This window comes from Streptomyces sp. NPDC018026 (assembly GCF_044327745.1).
In the GTDB taxonomy this organism is placed as follows: Bacteria; Actinomycetota; Actinomycetes; order Streptomycetales; family Streptomycetaceae; genus Streptomyces; species Streptomyces rubrogriseus.
On record NZ_JBIRFY010000002.1, the window covers coordinates 83236 to 100394 of the forward strand.

Sequence of the window (17159 nt, forward strand, 5' to 3'; positions counted from 1 at the left end):
CGGGATCGGGCCGGCCGGCCTCAGTCGTGTCCGCCGCTGTCCCCGGCCGCCTGCTCCACCAGCGGGATGATCCGCAGCGGAACGGGGTTCTCCATGACGATCGCCGTGGCGGCCCGGACGATGCCATCAAAACCGACAACCCGGTCGATCACCCGCTGGAGATCGGCGTTCGAGCGGGCCACCAGGCGGCACAGCATGTCCCCGGTGCCGGTCGTGGTGTGCAGCTCCAGGACCTCCGGCACCGTCGCCAAGTGCGCCCGTACGTCGGCCCCTTGGCCCTGCCGGATCTCCAGCGTGGCGAACGCGGTGACCGGGTAGCCGAGGGCCGCCGGGTCCACTTCGGGACCGAAGCCGCGGATGACTCCGTTCGACTGAAGCCGGTCGAGCCGCGCCTGCGCGGTGCCGCGCGCCACCCCGAGCCGCCGGGACATCTCCAGCACCCCGATCCGCGGCTCCCGCGCCAGCAGACCAATGATCCGCCCGTCCAGCCGGTCGATCCCCGTACCCGCCATACCCACACCCTCCCCGCTGGTCATCCTGTACAGATCGCCCGCCCGGACCCGCACGCCACTGGTCATGTTGCCCACTGAAAACGCAAACTATTGCGCACCTTGCGAACAGGGGAGAACCTGCGGCTATGACGCAGACCACACACCACACTCCCGACACCGCCCGGCAGGCCGATCCCTTCCCGGTCAAGGGAATGGACGCGGTCGTCTTCGCCGTGGGCAACGCCAAGCAGGCCGCGCACTACTACTCCACCGCCTTCGGCATGAAGCTGGTCGCCTACTCCGGACCGGAGAACGGCAGCCGGGAGACCGCGAGCTACGTCCTGGAGAGCGGCTCCGCCCGCTTCGTGTTCACCTCGGTGATCAAGCCCTCGACCGACTGGGGCACCTTCCTGGCCCAGCACGTCGCCGAGCACGGCGACGGCGTCGTCGACCTCGCCATCGAGGTCCCGGACGCGCGCGCCGCCCACGCCTACGCCGTCGAGCACGGCGCCCGCTCGCTCGCCGAGCCGCACGAGGTCAAGGACGAGCACGGCACCGTCGTCCTCGCCGCCATCGCCACCTACGGCGAGACCCGGCACACCCTCGTCGAGCGCACCGGCTACGACGGCCCCTACCTGCCCGGGTACGTCGCCGCCAGGCCGATGGTCGCGCCGCCCGAGCAGCGCGTCTTCCAGGCCGTGGACCACTGCGTCGGCAACGTCGAACTCGGCCGCATGAACGAGTGGGTCGGCTTCTACAACAAGGTCATGGGCTTCACGAACATGAAGGAGTTCGTGGGCGACGACATCGCCACCGAGTACAGCGCGCTGATGTCGAAGGTCGTGGCCGACGGCACCCTCAAGGTGAAGTTCCCGATCAACGAGCCCGCCGTCGCCAAGAAGAAGTCCCAGATCGACGAGTACCTGGAGTTCTACGGCGGCGCAGGCGTCCAGCACATCGCGCTGAACACCAACGACATCGTGTCGACCGTCCGGGCGATGAAGGCGGCCGGCGTCGAGTTCCTGGACACCCCCGACTCGTACTACGACACGCTCGGCGAGTGGGCCGGCGAGACCCGGGTGCCCGTCGACATCCTGCGCGAGCTGAAGATCCTCGTCGACCGGGACGAGGACGGCTACCTGCTGCAGATCTTCACCAAGCCGGTCCAGGACCGTCCGACCGTCTTCTTCGAGATGATCGAGCGCCACGGCTCCATGGGCTTCGGCAAGGGCAACTTCAAGGCCCTGTTCGAGGCGATCGAGCGCGAGCAGGAGAAGCGCGGCAACCTCTGACCCGCACGGGCGTCAGTCGGGCGGGCCCTCAACCGGGGGCTCGCCCAGCTCCGCCAGCGCCCGCTTCGCCTCCGGCACCCGCAGCGGCGAGAAGTACGGGTTGATCGTCAGCGCCTCCCCGAGGTGCCGCCGCGCCGGACCGGACCGTTCCAGCTCCTTCTCGATCATCCCCCGGTGGAAGACGTACAGCGCGCTGCGCACCCCGCCGCCCTTGTCGCCGTCGGTCGCGATCGTCGCGAACTCCAGCGCCTCGTCGTCCTCGCCGGCGCGGTGCAGCGCCCAGCCCAGCGCGTCGGCGACCGCGATCCCCGGCTGCCGCCCCCACTCCGCCCGCAGCCGCTCCACCGCCGCCGCCGGATCCCCGTGGTCGGCGTCGAGCAGCCCCAGCACCAACTGCTCGTCGGCCCCGGCCGCCTCGGCGTCCCGCGCCCGCTCCCGCAGCAGGTCGTACTCCACCCGCGCCGCCTGGCCGAGGCCCAGCGACTCGTACAGCTCGCCCAGCTCCAGGGCGTACTCGGGGCCGGGCCGCTTGGCCAGCGCCGCCTGGTACGCGGCCAGCGCCTCCGTCGTCCGGCCCAGCGCCGCCAGCGCCCGGCCCTGCCCGGCCTGCGCGGCCCGCTGGTCGGGGTCGGTGCGCAGCGCCTCCTGGAAGAACCGCAGCGCCTCCTCCCGCTCCCCGCGCTCGAACGCCAGCCGCCCGGCCTGCTCCAGGTACGCCGCCCGCTCCGCCGGTGCCCCGGCGGCCGCCGCCGCGTCCGAGATCCGGGCCGCCGCGTCCTCCCGCCAGCCCCGGTCCCGGTAGACGGCCGCCGCCAGCGCCCCCACCGCCGGAGCGTCCGGGCGCAGCTCCATCACCTTCTCCAGGGCCCGGCCCACGCCCTTGTCGTCGCCGAGCCCGGTGTACGCGCCGATCAGCACCGCGTGCGCCGTCCACCGCTTCGGCGCCGCTTTCACCGCGCTCTCGCCCCACTTCTTCGCCGTGGGGAAGTCCCGGCGGGCCACCGCCAGCGCCGCGAGCCCCTCCAGGGCCTGCGGATTGCGCTCGGGCCCCGTCCTCAGCGAGGTGCGCAGCGCCTTCTCGGCCTTCGGCCAGTTCGCGCCGTCGGCCGTCCGGCGGCCCTGCTCCACGTACGCGGCGCCGAGCACCGCCCACGACGCCCCGTCCAGCGGATGCGCCCGCAGATGGGTCTCCCGGTCGCCGATCAGCGCCGCCAGGTCCGGCAGCGCGGCGGGCACGCCCGTGGTGACCGCCCCGCGCGCCAGCGCCGCGGGCCCGGGTGCGGGCGGGGGCGCGTCGCCACCGTCCCAGGGGAGCAGCACCAGGACCCCTCCGAGTACGGCGGCCCCGGCGACCGAGGCGGTCAGCACCCGGCGCCCGCGGCGCGACGGCCGCCCGGGTTCCGGTGTCCCGCCCTGTTCCCGCCGGGTGAGCCTCTCCATGACCTCCATGGCGCTCACTGTGCTCCCATATGACGATCACACCGGGCAGGCGACGGCTGCCGCCCGCGGGGTTCACACCGATGGCCGTGGATGCGAGCCTGTGATCATGAGCCGTATCGAAGCGCCTCGCGACGAAGACGACGCGGCCGCGGCGGTCGACAACGCCCCCGGCAGCACCCCGGGCAGCACCCCTGGCAGCCCCCTCGGCGACCCGAGCACCCTCGTCGACCGGCTGCTGGCCGGTCTGCCCGCCGGGTCCGTCCTCACCGATCCCGACGTCACGGCCTCCTACGCCAACGACATGGCGAGTTTCTGCCCGGCCGGCGCCCCCGCCGCGGTCGTCCTGCCGCGCACCGTGGAGGACGTCCAGCACGTCATGCGCACCGCCACCGAGCTGCGCGTCCCGGTGGTCCCGCAGGGCGCCCGCACCGGCCTGTCCGGCGCGGCCAACGCCACCGACGGCTGCGTGGTCCTCTCCCTGACGAAGATGGACCGCATTTTGGAGATCAACCCGGTCGACCGGGTCGCCGTCGTCGAACCCGGCGTCGTCAACGCCACGCTCTCCCGCGCGGTGAACGAACACGGCCTCTACTACCCGCCGGACCCCTCCAGCTGGGAGATGTGCACCATCGGCGGCAACATCGGCACCGCCTCCGGCGGCCTGTGCTGCGTCAAGTACGGGGTGACCGCCGAGTACGTCCTCGGCCTCGACGTCGTCCTCGCCGACGGCCGCCTGATGTCCACCGGCCGCCGCACCGCCAAGGGCGTCGCCGGGTACGACCTCACCCGGCTCTTCGTGGGCTCCGAAGGCTCACTCGGCATCGTCGTGAAGGCGGTCCTCGGGCTGCGGCCCAAGCCGCCCGAGCAGCTGGTGCTGGCCGCCGAGTTCGCCTCCGCGTCCGCCGCCTGCGACGCGATCTGCCGGATCATGGAAGGGGGCCACGTCCCCTCCCTCCTCGAACTGATGGACCGTACGACCGTCAAGGCGGTCAACGACCTCGCCCACATGGGCCTGCCGGAGACCACCGAGGCGCTCCTGCTGGCCGCCTTCGACACCACCGACCCGGCCGCCGATCTCGCCGCCGTCGGTGCGCTGTGCGAGGCCGCGGGCGCCACGCAGGTGGTCCCGGCCGAGGACGCCGCCGAGTCCGAACTCCTCCTCCAGGCCAGGCGCCTGGCCCTCACCGCCCTCGAAGCCGTCAAGGGCACCACGATGATCGACGACGTGTGCGTGCCCCGCTCCCGGCTCGGCGAGATGCTGGCGGGCATCGACCGGGTCGCCGCCAAGTACGGCCTCACCATCGGGGTCTGCGCCCACGCGGGCGACGGCAACACCCACCCCACCGTCTGCTTCGACGCCCAGGACCCCGACGAGTCCCGGCGGGCCCGCGAGTCCTTCGACGAGATCATGGCGCTCGGTCTGGAACTCGGCGGCACCATCACCGGCGAGCACGGCGTGGGCGTCCTGAAGAAGGAGTGGCTGGCGCGGGAGATCGGCCCGGTCGGCCTGGAGATGCAGCGGGCCGTCAAGGAGGTCTTCGACCCGCTGGGCATCCTCAACCCGGGCAAGCTCTTCTGACCGCCGCCGCTCCTCACCGGGCGAGCAGCTCGGCCAGCCCGTCGTCGATCCCGAGCTGCGCCCCCTCGGTCCCCGGCGGCACCGCCCGCAGGGTCCGCTCCAGCCACGCCGACACCTGGGGCGTGGGCGCCTCCAGGAGGGCGTCGCCGTCCGGGCTGCTCAGCGCCACGAGCACGACGCTGCGGCCCTCCGTCTTCGACGGCCACACCCGCACGTCCCCGTGCCCGGACGGCCGGAAGACGCCCTCCACCAGGAGGTCGCGGGCGAACGTCCAGTGCACCGGGTGGCCGGAGTCGATGTGGAAGGTGATGTGCACGGCGTACGGATCGTCCGTGTGGTAGCCGAGCCTGGCCGGCACCGGGATGCCGCTCTCGGGCGACAGGATGAGCCTCAGCTCCAGTTCGCGTTCCACGACGATCGGGCCGGTGGGGTTGGTGTGCATGGCGGGTTCCTCTCCCGAGTCTCGTACGTCCTTGTGTGGAGAGAGCGGCCCGGGCCCGGAGCATTACGCGGGTTCGGGGAACTTTTTTCCGCACCCCGGACCGGGGCTCGGCCCGGATGTGAAGGTCCCGGCACGAGGTTGCCCGGAAAGGGGCGGGTACGGCGGGACCGGCGGTGCGGATTGCGCCCGTCTGATAGATGTTGAGGCCCCTCTATCAACCCCCGAGCAGATACGGGACGACGGACATGAGCGCCCCAACCCCGGCCCCCGGCGACGACAGGCCCCGCGAGGGGTATTACCCGGACCCCTCCATTCCCGGCTACGTCCGGTACTGGAACGGCGCCTCCTGGGTGGCGGGCACGAGCCGCCCCGCCCCCAAGGACGGCGAGCCGCTCGCGCCCCCGCCCGGCGCGCGGCCCTCCGTCGAGGAGACCGGCCCGCACTTCTTCGACGAGGACCCGGTCGAGGACCCGCCGCCCGCCGCCGCGTCCCAGCACGGCAGCCGTCCGGAGTCCGCCGCGGCCTGGGCCGCCGACCGCTCCGCCCCGTCCGGTTCCGCCGACGCCCCGGAGCGGCGCGGCGCCTGGCCGGGCGCGGCGCGGGGCGCGGACCCGCGGGTTCCGCACGCCCGGCAGGCGGCACCGCCCGCCGACGGCGCGGCGGGTGACCCCCGCGCGGGGGCCGCGGGCTCCGGCACGGCGGGCACGGCGGGCACGGCGGCGGGCTCGGGGGACTCGGCGGGCGGTGAGCATCCCGCGCGGGGCGCCGCGGCAGGCGGGGCGGAGGCCGAGGCCGAGGCGGGCAACACCTTCGTCTTCCGCCGGCCCGCGGCGGGACGGCAGGACGCCCCCGCCCCCGCCGCCGCGCAGGACGAGGGCACCATGACCTTCCGCGCGGTCACCCCGCGCACGGGCCCGCAGCCCGGCGGCCCAGGCACCGACGCCGGTCCCGGTCCCGCGGCCGGCCCCGCCTCCGGTCCCGGGTTCGGTGCCGGCAAGGCGGCCGCCGCCAGGGCCGCCGCCGCGCAGGCGCCCCCGACGCCCGCCGCCCCCGCGGTGCCTCACCAGGCGCCGCCGCAGCAGCAGCCCGCCGCCTCCGCGCCGGTCGCGGCGGGCGGTCCCGGCGGCGGTCAGACCTCCTGGGCGCAGCAGGTGCACCGGCTGGCCGGGGCGGGCGCGGAGGAGCAGCCCGGGCCGGCAGGCGCGCCGTGGAAGCCGCCGGTCGAGGACGTGTTCCAGGCCGCCGCCCGCCGCCAGGCCGCGGCCCGGCCCGCCGGGCTCGGCAAGCGGCTGGCCGCCCGGCTGATCGACACGGTGGTCCTCGGGGGTGTCACCGCCGTCGCCGCCGTACCTCTCGGCGTCAAGGCGGTCGACCACGTCAACGACAAGATCGACGAGGCCAAGCTCTCCGGCGAGACCGTCACGGTCTGGCTGCTGGACGGCACGACGTCCACGTACCTGGGCATCGTGCTCGCGGTCCTGCTGCTCTTCGGCGTCGTCTACGAGGCGCTGCCCACCGCCAAGTGGGGCCGCACCCTGGGCAAGAGGCTGCTCGGGCTGGAGGTCCGGGACATCGAGGCCCACGAGCCGCCGTCCTTCGGCGCGGCCCTGCGCCGCTGGCTGGTCTACAGCGTCCCCGGCCTCCTCGCCGTCGGCGTGGTCGGCGTCGTGTGGTGCCTGTTCGACCGCCCCTGGCACCAGTGCTGGCACGACAAGGCCGCCAACACGTTTGTCGCGGGCTAGCTTGGCGGAGGGGCCGGGGGAGCGGGGGTCTCGTCTTCGGCTGCGGGTGCGTGGGAACTGCGCGAGCAACCACATCGCACCCGCACCCGCCTACTCCGGACGGCCGCTCGCCGGATGCGCCGCGACAGACCCCGAGTTCCACTCGGGACATGAGCAGCGAACCGCCGGAAGACGACCCGCTGAGGAAGAACCCCTACGACGGCCCGCCCCCGCCCCCCGGCGGCGGCGGACCCTACGGTGCGCCTCCCCCCGGTGGCGGCCCCTACGGCGGTGACCCGTACGGCGGTGGCGGCTACCCCGCCGATCCGCTGGCGGGGATGCCCCCGCTCGCCGACAGCGGGCGGCGCACGCTCGCGCGGATCGTCGACATGATCCTCGTGGGCATCGTGGTCTGGTTGCTCAGCTGGGCCTTCAACGTCCAGGAGTACACGGTGGACGGCGACGACGTCTCCGTCGGCAAGTCCTTCGGGCAGTCCGTGATCGCCGCCGTGCTCTACATCGCGTACGACACCTACATGACCACGAGGACGGGCCAGACCCTCGGCAAGAAGTGGCTCGGGATGCGGGTGGCCAACCTGGACAACGGCGCGACGCCCTCGGTGCAGACGTCGCTGATCCGCGCCCTGGTGCTGTGGATCCCGTTCGCGTTCTGCTGCGCCTGCGTGTGGACGATCATCGCGGGTGGCTGGAGCTTCTTCGACAAGCCCTACAAACAGGGCCTGCACGACAAGGCGGCCAAGACGGTCGTGGTCAGCACGCGCTGACGGACCCGGACGCTCAGGCGGCCCGCCCGCGTGTCGCCTCGCCCGCGCCCGCGGAGACCCGGGCCGCCGCGGGCACCCGCACCGGTTCCCGGTTCGCGTCGGGGCGGTGGGACGGCACGGCGGTCATCGGGCGCGTCCTGGGCACGGGGACCGTCATGGCGACCAACAGGCCGAGGGCGAGGGCCGCGACGGCGATGAGGGCGACTCCGGGGCCCGAACTCGTCTGCGACAGCAGCAGCATGGCGAGTGTCGAGAAGATCACGGTGCACGAACCGTAGGCGAACTGGGCGGCAGTCGGACGGGGCATGGCCATCGTGTCCTCGGAAGACAATCATGGGGTGAGACGGGCTGTCGGCCTGGCATTCCGCCGGCTTCCGGGCGTTCCGCCAAGCGACTCTAACCCGCTGTGTGCCCGAGTGGAACCAGCAGTAAGCACGACCTAACCGACACGGCGGATGCACGGGGGGCGCACGGATTCATGACGTCCGGGAAGTGGACGGTCCCGCGCGCCCGTCGGGGCCGTCCGGTGGCCGTCGTACCCGGCGAAGGTCACGATCCGGTGTCCGCAAAGCGAACGGCGACTCCGCATAGTGCACTTGTTCTGCTCAAGTCAAGGTCTGTCTTTTCCGGTGAACCTCTAGTCAAATGTCGTCACTTGACTACACGCGTTGAGCACGTGTGCGCGGACTATGCACTGTCCTTGGTCCCCCATCCGCGCGCGTGGACGCGGGGGAGGAACTCAAGTGACCAGAAGATCCTGGACGTTCAGAACGGCGGCGACCACCGTCGCGTTCGCCGCGGCGGCCGCCACGTTCTCGGCGGCCGGCGTGGCGCAGGCGGACTCGCCGTCCCGGCCGGAGGCCGTGGACCGCAACGACCCCGGCCCGGACAAAACGACGCGCTCCCACGACCTCAAGGGCCCCCTGAGCGACACTCAGGCCGCCCAGCGTGAGGAGGCCCTCAAGCAGGTCATATCCGGCAACGCGTCGGTGAAGAAGAAGGACGGCTCCAACGTCGTCCAGCTGAAGAGCAAGAAGGGCGACGCCAAGTACGTCGAGCTGGGCCGGGAGAAGACCGACAAGATCTTCACCATCCTGGTCGAGTTCGGCGACAAGGTCGACAGCCGCTACGGCGGCACGCCCGGCCCGCTGCACAACGAGATAGCCAAGCCGAACCGGCGGACGGACAACTCCACGGCCTGGCAGGAGGACTACGACCAGGAGCACTTCCAGGACCTGTACTTCGGTTCCGGCAAGGGCGTCAACTCGGTCAAGACCTACTACGAGAAGCAGTCCTCCGGCCGCTACTCGGTCGACGGCGAGGTCTCCGACTGGGTCAAGGTCCCCTACAACGAGGCCCGTTACGGCTCCAACAAGTGCGACCCGGACAACTGCGCCTGGTACGCGGTGCAGGACGGCGTCACCGCCTGGGTCGCGGACCAGAAGGCGGCCGGCCGCACCGACGCCCAGATCAAGTCCCAGCTGACCCAGTACGACCAGTGGGACCGCTACGACTTCGACGGCGACGGCGACTTCAACGAGCCCGACGGCTACATCGACCACTTCCAGATCGTGCACGCCGGTGAGGACGAGTCCGCGGGCGGCGGCGCGCAGGGCGAGGACGCCATCTGGGCCCACCGCTGGTACGCCTTCGGCACCGACGCCGGCGCCACCGGCCCCGCCGACAACAAGCTCGGCGGCACCCAGATCGGCGACACCGGCATCTGGGTCGGCGACTACACCATCCAGCCGGAGAACGGCGGACTCGGCGTCTACGCGCACGAGTACGGCCACGACCTCGGCCTGCCGGACCACTACGACACGGTCGGCGGCGACAACTCCACCGGCTTCTGGACGCTGATGTCGTCCGGCTCGTGGCTGGGCACCGGCCGCAACGAGATCGGCGACCTGCCCGGCGACATGAACGCCTGGGACAAGCTCCAGCTGGGCTGGCTGAACTACGACACCGCCAAGGCGGGCGTCAACTCCTGGCACAAGCTGGGCCTGGCCGAGTACAACACCAAGCACAAGCAGGGCCTGGTCGTCGAGCTGCCGAAGGAGGAGGTCACCACCGAGATCGTGCCCCCCGCCGAGGGCGAGACCCAGTGGTGGAGCGGGAGCGGCAACGACCTCAAGAACACCCTGAGCCGCAGCGTCGACCTCACCGGCAAGTCGGCCGCCTCCCTCACCCTGGACGGCTGGTACGACATCGAGGCCGACTACGACTTCCTCTACACCGAGGTGTCCACCGACGGCGGCGCCAACTGGACCGCGATCGACGGCACCTTCGACGGGCAGCCGATCCAGCGCGACGGCAGTGACAAGCCCGCCCTGAGCGCCACCGTGGACGCCTACGGCAAGCTGGTCTACCCGCTGGACGCCTACGCCGGCAAGAAGATCGACCTGCGCTTCCGCTACCAGACCGACGGCGGCCTGGCCATGAAGGGCTTCACCGCCGACGAGATCGCGGTGACGGCCGACGGCGAGACGCTCTTCTCGGACAACGCGGAGACCGCGGACGACGCCTGGACGGCGGTCGGCTTCACCCGCAAGGGCGCCTCCTTCACCAAGGAGTACGCGCAGTACTACATCGCCGAGAACCGGCAGTACGTGTCGTACGACAAGACGCTGAAGACCGGCCCGTACAACTTCGGCTTCTCGGAGCGCCCGAACTGGGTCGAGCACTACGCGTACCAGAACGGCCTGCTGATCTGGAAGTGGGACACCTCCCAGGCGGACAACAACACCAGCCAGCACCCGGGCAAGGGCCTGGTCCTGCCGATCGACTCGCACCCGACCGCGCTGAAGTGGAAGGACGGGACGCTGATGCGCAACCGCTTCCAGGCGTACGACTCGCCGTTCAGCCTCTACCGCACGGACGGCATGACGCTGCACAAGGCGGACGTCGCGAAGTACGTCCCGGGCTCGAAGGGCGTCTCGGTCTTCAACGACCGCAAGAACGACTACTACGACCCGGCGAACCCGACCGGCGGTGTCCAGATCACTGACACCAACACGAAGATCAAGATCCTCAAGGAGGCCAAGAACGGCTCGACGATCGAGCTCGAGGTTGGCCCCGCGGGCAGGTAAATAGCATCTGCCCAGGTCAGAGCATGATCGGCGGTGACCCCCTGGCGGGTCGCCGCCGATCCGTGTTTAGGTGCGTCCTGTGGTTCTCTTATTGACACCGGGTCCGGCAACCGGACCGGCACAGGCTGACTCGGGGGTATGACCGCATGGCCGCAGGAGGCTTCTGCAAGCTGCCGAACGGCACGGTGGTGGTGGCACTGAACCTGCCCAGCCCCGCCCCGGCGAGCGCCGGCAGCGTGCGTTTTCTCGTCCACGCCCAGAACCGGGCGCGCGCCCTGACCAGGCTGCGCAACCTGGGGCTGCGCAGCGTCTACCTGCGGGGCAACGCGGCCCCGCCCACCCCGGACGAGATCACCGCGGTCCTGCACCACCCGGACGGCCTGATATGGCGCACGGCACCGGCGGCGGGCGCCGTGGGCGGCCCGGACCTGGTCCAGGAGCTGTGGCACCCGATCCGCGCCCTGCTCAGACGCCCGACCGCCCAGACGTAGCGGATCCGCCGCCCGGGGGCCCACTGCCCCGGGGGGATCTACTGCACGACCGGCTTGCCGGACAGCTCCACGCCCGCCTCCCGCAGCTCCTCCAGCGCCCGCTCGGTGGTCTGGGCGGCCACCCCGGCGGTCAGGTCGAGCAGCACCTGGGTGCGGAAGCCCTCGCGGGCGGCGTCCAGGGCGGTGGCCCGCACGCAGTGGTCGGTGGCGATGCCCACGACGTCGACCTCGTCGATCTCGCGGGAGCGCAGCCACTCGGCGAGGCCCGTGCCGTTCTCGTCGGCGCCCTCGAAGCCGCTGTAGGCGGCCGCGTACGCGCCCTTGTCGAAGACGGCGTCTATCGCGCCGGAGGCGACGGCGGGGGCGAAGTTCGGGTGGAAGCCGACCCCCTCGGTGCCCGCGACGCAGTGCGCCGGCCAGGAGTGGACGTAGTCCGGGTTGTCGGCGAAGTGGCCGCCCGGAGCCACGTGGTGGTCGCGGGTGGCCACGACGTGGCGGTAGCCGGCGGGCGCCTGCCCGATCAGCTCGGTGATGGCGGCGGCCACGTCGGCACCGCCGGACACCGCGAGGCTGCCTCCCTCGCAGAAGTCGTTCTGCACGTCTACGACGATCAAGGCGCGGCGCATGGTCGGTGTCCTTCGACTGGGTCGACTGTGGGATGGGGGATGGGGGATGAGGGACGGGTGGAGCGGGTGGGGCGGGGGACGCGGGGCTGATTCGGCCCTTGTGGGGCCGCACAGCTTTAGCTACCCGAGCCCCCGTGCGCGTACTCCGTCGGAATGACGGGTTCCCCTCGGGAGAGCTGGGTGGCGGACAGCGGGAGGTTGGCGCGGGCGGCCGCGTGCCGGTCCCGGGCGGCGTCCAGCGGCTCGCGGGCGACGACCTCGCCGCCCTTGACCAGCTCGACCAGGAGCTGCCGGTCGGCCAGCGCGTCGGGCACCGGTCCGGTGCCGACCACCTCGGCCTCCGCGTACCCCTCCGCGTCCAGGCGCCGCGCGGCCCACTTGCGGCCGCCGACGGAGGTCTTGCCGCCGGTGGACTTCTTGGCCACCGGCACCAGCGGCGCGCCCTCCTCGCCGGACTCGGCGCGGGCGACCAGCTTGTAGACCATCGAGGCCGTGGGGTGGCCGGAGCCGGTAACCAGCTGGGTGCCGACGCCGTAGGCGTCCACGGGCGCCGCCGCCAGCGAGGCGATGGCGTACTCGTCCAGGTCCGAGGTCACGACGATCTTCGTCTCGGTGGCGCCCAGCTCGTCCAGCTGCTGGCGCACCCGGTGCGCGACCAGCAGCAGGTCGCCGGAGTCGATGCGCACCGCGCCCAGCTCGGGCCCGGCCACCTCCACGGCCGTCCGGACCGCCTCGGCGACGTCGTAGGTGTCCACCAGGAGCGTGGTGTCCCGGCCCAGCGAGTCCACCTGGGCGCGGAAGGCATCCCGCTCGTTGTCGTGCAGCAGGGTGAAGGCGTGCGCGGAGGTGCCGACGGTGGGGATGTTGTAGCGGAAGCCCGCGGCCAGGTCGGAGGTGGTCGCGAAACCGCCGACGTAGGCCGAGCGGGCGGCGGCGACGGCGGCCAGCTCGTGGGTGCGGCGGGCGCCCATCTCGATCAGCGGGCGCTGTCCGGCGGCCGACGACATGCGGGAGGCGGCGGCCGCGATCGCCGAGTCGTGGTTGAGGATGGAGAGGATCACCGTCTCCAGCAGCACGCACTCGCCGAAGGTGCCCTCCACCCGCATGATCGGCGAGCCCGGGAAGTACACCTCGCCCTCGGGGTAGCCCCAGATGTCGCCGCCGAACCGGTACTGGGCGAGCCAGTCCAGGGTCTCCTCGTCGACGATGTCCCGCTCGCGCAGGAAGCGCAGCACGTCGGCGTCGAAGCGGAAGTTCTCCACCGCGTCCAGCACCCGCCCGGTGCCCGCCACGACGCCGTAGCGGCGGCCGTCCGGCAGCCGCCGGGTGAAGACCTCGAACACGCTCCGCCGCCCGGCCGTACCGGCCTTCAGGGCTGCCCGCAGCATGGTCAGCTCGTACTGGTCCGTGAAGAGCGCCGTAGAGGGGACGTCCACCGGCAGCCCAAGGTCCGCTGTGTTCATAGGACGGATCGTACCCCCATTTCGTCACTCTGACGATTTCCGGGCCCGCCCGGTGCGCGTGGCGCCCGCCACAGGCCCGTTTGTGCGGGTGCCCCCCTGTGGTGGCAGCATGGGCTGTGTGACGGCAGCCGCACCCATGGAGATCGAGAAGACCGAGCCGGCGGAGGAGGTCTTCGCCGTACCCGAGCCCGACGTGCCCTGGGTGACGATCGTCCACAACGATCCCGTCAACCTCATGAGCTACGTGACGTACGTCTTCCAGTCGTACTTCGGCTACTCCAAGGACAAGGCCACCAAGCTCATGATGGACGTCCACCACAAGGGCCGGGCGGTCGTCTCCAGCGGCAGCCGGGAGGAGATGGAGCGCGACGTACAGGCCATGCACGGCTACGGCCTGTGGGCCACCCTCCAGCAGGACCGGAAATGAGCCCGGAAACGACCCACGCCCGCCCGCAGGACGGAAGCAGCTGAATCGCCTTCATGCCCGGACAATTCGAACCGCTCCCCGGCGGCGGCGCGGCCGTCGCCCTCGACGACGTCGAGATCTCCATCATCCGCTCGCTGGCCGTGCAGCTCCTGGAGCTGATCGGGCCCGGACCCGCCGAGGACGCCTCCGACGACCCGCTCGCCGAGCTGTTCGCCGAGGGCCCGAGCGAGCCGCCCTCCGACCCGGTGCTGCGCAGGCTGTTCCCGGACGCCTACGGCGACCCCGAGGGCACCCCGCAGGCCCAGGAGGCCGAGGAGCAGCGGGCGCACTCCGCGGAGTTCCGCCGCTACACCGAGAACGACCTGCGGGCCGGCAAGCGGGACAACGCGCTGGCGGTGGTCCGCACCCTGGACGCCCTCTCCTCGGCGTCCGCGGGCGAAGAGGGCGCGGTGCTGAAACTGTCGGCCCAGGAGTCCCAGCAGTGGCTGCGCGCCCTGAACGACCTGCGCCTGGCGATCGGCTCCCGCCTGGAGATCGCCGACGAGGACGACACCGACCTGCTCTACCGGCTCCCGGACGAGGACCCGCGCAAGCCGATGGTGATGGCCTACCTGTGGCTCGGCGGGCTCCAGGAGTCGCTCGTCGCGACGCTCATGCCCTGAGTGCGGTTATGCCCTGAAGCGGTTATGCCCTGACCGAGACCGTTTCGTCACCCTCCGTGTCCGCTCAGCGGGGCCTCAAATCCGGATAACGATCCCGTCAAAGCCGTGCCTCCTTTGTCCCGGAGGTGCGGCTTTCGTCCGCTTCTCCCTGTGTGACACGTCACAGTCCGCCCCTGTGATCGGTGCCGCCGTCGTGGTAAATCTTCACGACCGCCCGGCGAACACCACCCGAATGTTCGGCCGGGTGCGCCACCGAGCCGGCCGACCGCCGGCCAGGCACCGAGCGGGATGTGAGGCCCGCTCAGCTCCATCATCCGGGGGGATCGAGACCCGATCCGCGGCCGAGTCAAGGCCCGGGTCGGCATGGAGAAAGGCGCACCACACATGACCTCTGCGCAGGTCGACACGGACAAGGCCCCCGAAGAGGGCTACGAGCGCGGTCTCAACAGCCGCCAGGTCCAGATGATCGCGATCGGCGGCGCCATCGGCGTCGGTCTCTTCCTGGGCGCCGGGGCCAACATCGCCAAGGCCGGCCCCAGCATCATCCTCATGTACGCCCTCGCGGGCGTGATCATCTTCTTCATCATGCGGGCGCTCGGCGAGCTGCTCCTGTACCGACCCGTCTCCGGCTCCTTCGCCGAGTACTCGCGCGAGTTCCTCGGCCCCTTCTTCGGCTACTTCACCGGCTGGACGTACTGGCTGATGTGGGTGGTCACCGGCATGGCGGAACTCACCGCCGCCGCCATCTACATCCACTACTGGTTCCCGGACATCCCGCAATGGGTCTCGGCCCTGGTCTTCCTGGTCCTGCTGTTCGTGGCCAACCTGATCTCGGTGAAGCTGTTCGGCGAGATCGAGTTCTGGTTCTCGATGGTCAAGGTCACCGCCATCATCGGCATGATCGTGATCGGCGTCGGCGTGCTCACCCTCGGCTTCAGCCAGGCCGGTGACACCGCCGCCGTCTCCAACCTGTGGGAGTTCGACGGCTTCTTCCCCAAGGGCATCGGCTCGTCCCTGATGACCCTCCAGGGCGTCATGTTCGCCTACCTCGCCGTCGAGCTGGTCGGCGTCACCGCCGGTGAGTCGGAGAACCCGGAGAAGACCCTCCCCAAGGCGATCAACACCCTGCCCTGGCGCATCGCCCTCTTCTACGTCGGCGCCCTCACCGTCATCCTGGCGGTGGTCAAGTGGACCGAGTTCGCCGAGGGCGTCAGCCCCTTCGTGGAGGCCTTCGCCGTCATCGGCATCCCGGCCGGCGCCGGCATCGTCAACTTCGTCGTGCTCACCGCCGCGCTGTCGTCCTGCAACTCCGGCATGTACTCCACCGGCCGGATGCTGCGCACCCTCGCGGACAACGGCGAGGCGCCCAGGATCTTCAACAAGCTGTCCTCGACCAAGACCCCGGCCATCGGCATCGCCGTCTCGGTCGTCTTCATGGCCATCGGCGTGGTCCTGAACTACCTCGTCCCGGAGAAGGCCTTCGGCTACGTCACCTCCGTCGCCACCGCCGCCGGCATCTGGACCTGGCTGATGATCCTGATCAGCCACGTGCTGTACCGCCGCAAGGTCGTCGCGGGCCGCCTGCCCGCCTCCTCCTTCCCGGCGCCGGGCGGGTCGGTGTGCTCCTACATCGCCATCGCCTTCCTCCTCTTCGTCACCTGCCTCATCGCCTACGACGCCGACGCCCGCGTCTGCCTGTACGTGATGGCCGGCTGGGCCGCCGCCCTCGGCATCGGCTGGGCGGTGCTCAAGAGCCGCAACCCGCGGATCACCGAGCGGCCCGGCGAGCCGGAGTTCGAGAAGATCGGCTGACGGACCCGCCGAACGCCGCTGACCAGCGCCTTCACGCGCACACCAGGACCTCCGGCCACCAGGGACGCTCGTGGCGTCCCCACGGCCAACGCTCAGGATGTCCGGCATACGGGCTCCTCCGTACCACCCACCGGTACGGAGGAGCCCGTCTGCTTATCCTGGCCGCATGCTGACCATCACACAGGCCCTGTACGACCAGATCGTCGCCCACGCGCGCGAGGACCACCCCGACGAGGCGTGCGGCGTGGTGGCCGGTCCCGTCGGCGAGGGCCGGCCCGAGCGGTTCATCCCCATGCTCAACGCCGCCCGCTCGCCCACGTTCTACGAGTTCGACTCGCAGGACCTCCTCAAGCTCTACCGCGAGATGGACGACCGCGACGAGGAACCGGTGGTCATCTACCACTCCCACACCGCCACCGAGGCCCACCCCTCCCGCACCGACATCACCTACGCCAACGAGCCCGGCGCCCACTACGTCCTCGTCTCCACCGCGGACACCGACGGCGCCGGCGAGTTCCAGTTCCGCTCGTTCCGCATCGTGGAGGGCGAGGTCACGGAGGAGGAGGTCAAGGTCGTCCAGGCGTACTGATCTCGCACTTCGGACGGAATGAGTCCATCAGGTGAGATAACACTCCGGAAGCCGGACCGGGAATCGATACGATGAGCCCATGGTTCTTCTCGACGTGAGCGACAAGGCGCCGGGCGCGATGCTCGTGGCGCGGCTGCACGTCGACCTGTGCAGGCTGAAAAGCGCCATCTGTTGATCTTCGTTGCCGCCGTACGGCCGTGAGCCGCGGCGTGCTGACGTGTGCCGCCGCGCGCCCTCAGAACCCACGACA

Annotated in this window: 17 protein-coding genes; 11 read left to right on the forward strand and 6 right to left on the reverse strand. The window is 71.4% G+C overall.

Going from position 1 to position 17159, the window contains the following annotated elements:
* Positions 1 to 20: 20 nt before the first annotated feature.
* On the reverse strand, positions 21 to 512 hold the full coding sequence (locus tag ACH4D3_RS05940; RefSeq protein ID WP_109032672.1) for an Lrp/AsnC family transcriptional regulator: 492 nt from the start codon (positions 510 to 512) through the stop codon (positions 21 to 23).
* 125 nt (positions 513 to 637) lie between these two features.
* On the opposite strand from ACH4D3_RS05940, the gene hppD reads away from it, so the two are divergent.
* A complete protein-coding gene (gene hppD / locus ACH4D3_RS05945; protein WP_398316824.1) occupies positions 638 to 1783 on the forward strand; it encodes a 4-hydroxyphenylpyruvate dioxygenase in 1146 nt (381 codons plus the stop codon).
* 12 nt (positions 1784 to 1795) lie between these two features.
* Here hppD and ACH4D3_RS05950 read toward each other — a convergent pair whose 3' ends face one another.
* Positions 1796 to 3232, reverse strand: a complete 1437-nt coding sequence (locus tag ACH4D3_RS05950) for a tetratricopeptide repeat protein (protein WP_398316827.1) — start codon at positions 3230 to 3232, stop codon at positions 1796 to 1798.
* A gap of 91 nt (positions 3233 to 3323) precedes the next feature.
* Between ACH4D3_RS05950 and ACH4D3_RS05955 the strand changes: the two genes are divergently transcribed.
* Positions 3324 to 4802, forward strand: a complete 1479-nt coding sequence (locus ACH4D3_RS05955; RefSeq protein ID WP_398316830.1) for an FAD-binding oxidoreductase — start codon at positions 3324 to 3326, stop codon at positions 4800 to 4802.
* Positions 4803 to 4815: 13 nt separating this feature from the next.
* Here the strand turns inward: ACH4D3_RS05955 and ACH4D3_RS05960 are convergent, their stop codons facing one another.
* Positions 4816 to 5244, reverse strand: coding sequence for an SsgA family sporulation/cell division regulator (locus ACH4D3_RS05960; RefSeq protein WP_356858543.1), 429 nt, complete (start codon positions 5242 to 5244; stop codon positions 4816 to 4818).
* 245 nt (positions 5245 to 5489) lie between these two features.
* Between ACH4D3_RS05960 and ACH4D3_RS05965 the strand changes: the two genes are divergently transcribed.
* Positions 5490 to 6986: an RDD family protein gene (locus ACH4D3_RS05965; protein ID WP_398316833.1), complete on the forward strand. Its 1497-nt coding sequence runs from the start codon at positions 5490 to 5492 to the stop codon at positions 6984 to 6986.
* Between the two features lie 149 nt (positions 6987 to 7135).
* Positions 7136 to 7750: an RDD family protein gene (locus ACH4D3_RS05970; RefSeq protein ID WP_398316836.1), complete on the forward strand. Its 615-nt coding sequence runs from the start codon at positions 7136 to 7138 to the stop codon at positions 7748 to 7750.
* Between the two features lie 13 nt (positions 7751 to 7763).
* Here the strand turns inward: ACH4D3_RS05970 and ACH4D3_RS05975 are convergent, their stop codons facing one another.
* Entirely contained in the window at positions 7764 to 8057 is a 294-nt protein-coding gene (locus ACH4D3_RS05975; RefSeq protein ID WP_398316839.1) for a hypothetical protein, read from the reverse strand.
* A 436-nt stretch (positions 8058 to 8493) separates the two neighbouring features.
* On the opposite strand from ACH4D3_RS05975, the gene ACH4D3_RS05980 reads away from it, so the two are divergent.
* Positions 8494 to 10839: an immune inhibitor A domain-containing protein gene (locus tag ACH4D3_RS05980; RefSeq protein ID WP_398316842.1), complete on the forward strand. Its 2346-nt coding sequence runs from the start codon at positions 8494 to 8496 to the stop codon at positions 10837 to 10839.
* A gap of 146 nt (positions 10840 to 10985) precedes the next feature.
* Positions 10986 to 11330: a hypothetical protein gene (locus tag ACH4D3_RS05985; protein ID WP_398316845.1), complete on the forward strand. Its 345-nt coding sequence runs from the start codon at positions 10986 to 10988 to the stop codon at positions 11328 to 11330.
* 38 nt (positions 11331 to 11368) lie between these two features.
* Here the strand turns inward: ACH4D3_RS05985 and ACH4D3_RS05990 are convergent, their stop codons facing one another.
* Together ACH4D3_RS05990 and ACH4D3_RS05995 are read right to left on the reverse strand one after the other, a co-directional pair.
* Positions 11369 to 11956: a nicotinamidase gene (locus ACH4D3_RS05990; RefSeq protein WP_385349188.1), complete on the reverse strand. Its 588-nt coding sequence runs from the start codon at positions 11954 to 11956 to the stop codon at positions 11369 to 11371.
* 116 nt (positions 11957 to 12072) lie between these two features.
* Positions 12073 to 13419 (reverse strand): nicotinate phosphoribosyltransferase, encoded by a 1347-nt coding sequence (locus ACH4D3_RS05995; protein WP_398316848.1) that lies wholly within the window; start codon positions 13417 to 13419, stop codon positions 12073 to 12075.
* Between the two features lie 109 nt (positions 13420 to 13528).
* Here ACH4D3_RS05995 and clpS point away from each other — a divergent pair, with 109 nt between their 5' ends.
* The 5 genes from clpS (at position 13529) to ACH4D3_RS06020 (ending at position 17084) form a co-directional block, all read left to right on the forward strand.
* Entirely contained in the window at positions 13529 to 13846 is a 318-nt protein-coding gene (gene clpS / locus ACH4D3_RS06000; protein ID WP_333753265.1) for an ATP-dependent Clp protease adapter ClpS, read from the forward strand.
* A 53-nt stretch (positions 13847 to 13899) separates the two neighbouring features.
* Positions 13900 to 14508, forward strand: a complete 609-nt coding sequence (locus tag ACH4D3_RS06005; RefSeq protein WP_398316852.1) for a DUF2017 domain-containing protein — start codon at positions 13900 to 13902, stop codon at positions 14506 to 14508.
* Positions 14509 to 14892: 384 nt separating this feature from the next.
* The gene (locus ACH4D3_RS06010; RefSeq protein WP_398316855.1) at positions 14893 to 16320 is read left to right on the forward strand and encodes an amino acid permease; all 1428 of its coding nucleotides are present in this window, start codon (positions 14893 to 14895) and stop codon (positions 16318 to 16320) included.
* Between the two features lie 166 nt (positions 16321 to 16486).
* Positions 16487 to 16909, forward strand: coding sequence for a Mov34/MPN/PAD-1 family protein (locus ACH4D3_RS06015; RefSeq protein ID WP_398130846.1), 423 nt, complete (start codon positions 16487 to 16489; stop codon positions 16907 to 16909).
* Between the two features lie 79 nt (positions 16910 to 16988).
* Positions 16989 to 17084 carry a putative leader peptide gene (locus ACH4D3_RS06020; protein ID WP_328822939.1) on the forward strand — a complete coding sequence of 32 codons (96 nt, stop codon included), beginning with the start codon at positions 16989 to 16991 and terminating at the stop codon, positions 17082 to 17084.
* Positions 17085 to 17159 lie beyond the last annotated feature (75 nt).

Bases quoted from the DNA above. Each gene is read 5' to 3' on its own strand.
- ACH4D3_RS05940 (WP_109032672.1), bottom strand. From the start codon at position 512: ATGGCGGGTACGGGGATCGACCGGCTGGACGGGCGGATCATTGGTCTG.
- hppD (WP_398316824.1), top strand. From the start codon at position 638: ATGACGCAGACCACACACCACACTCCCGACACCGCCCGGCAGGCCGAT.
- ACH4D3_RS05950 (WP_398316827.1), bottom strand. From the start codon at position 3,232: ATGGAGGTCATGGAGAGGCTCACCCGGCGGGAACAGGGCGGGACACCG.
- ACH4D3_RS05960 (WP_356858543.1), bottom strand. From the start codon at position 5,244: ATGCACACCAACCCCACCGGCCCGATCGTCGTGGAACGCGAACTGGAG.
- ACH4D3_RS05965 (WP_398316833.1), top strand. From the start codon at position 5,490: ATGAGCGCCCCAACCCCGGCCCCCGGCGACGACAGGCCCCGCGAGGGG.
- ACH4D3_RS05970 (WP_398316836.1), top strand. From the start codon at position 7,136: ATGAGCAGCGAACCGCCGGAAGACGACCCGCTGAGGAAGAACCCCTAC.
- ACH4D3_RS05975 (WP_398316839.1), bottom strand. From the start codon at position 8,057: ATGCCCCGTCCGACTGCCGCCCAGTTCGCCTACGGTTCGTGCACCGTG.
- ACH4D3_RS05985 (WP_398316845.1), top strand. From the start codon at position 10,986: ATGGCCGCAGGAGGCTTCTGCAAGCTGCCGAACGGCACGGTGGTGGTG.
- ACH4D3_RS05990 (WP_385349188.1), bottom strand. From the start codon at position 11,956: ATGCGCCGCGCCTTGATCGTCGTAGACGTGCAGAACGACTTCTGCGAG.
- ACH4D3_RS05995 (WP_398316848.1), bottom strand. From the start codon at position 13,419: ATGAACACAGCGGACCTTGGGCTGCCGGTGGACGTCCCCTCTACGGCG.
- clpS (WP_333753265.1), top strand. From the start codon at position 13,529: ATGGGCTGTGTGACGGCAGCCGCACCCATGGAGATCGAGAAGACCGAG.
- ACH4D3_RS06005 (WP_398316852.1), top strand. From the start codon at position 13,900: ATGCCCGGACAATTCGAACCGCTCCCCGGCGGCGGCGCGGCCGTCGCC.
- ACH4D3_RS06010 (WP_398316855.1), top strand. From the start codon at position 14,893: ATGACCTCTGCGCAGGTCGACACGGACAAGGCCCCCGAAGAGGGCTAC.
- ACH4D3_RS06015 (WP_398130846.1), top strand. From the start codon at position 16,487: ATGCTGACCATCACACAGGCCCTGTACGACCAGATCGTCGCCCACGCG.
- ACH4D3_RS06020 (WP_328822939.1), top strand. From the start codon at position 16,989: ATGGTTCTTCTCGACGTGAGCGACAAGGCGCCGGGCGCGATGCTCGTG.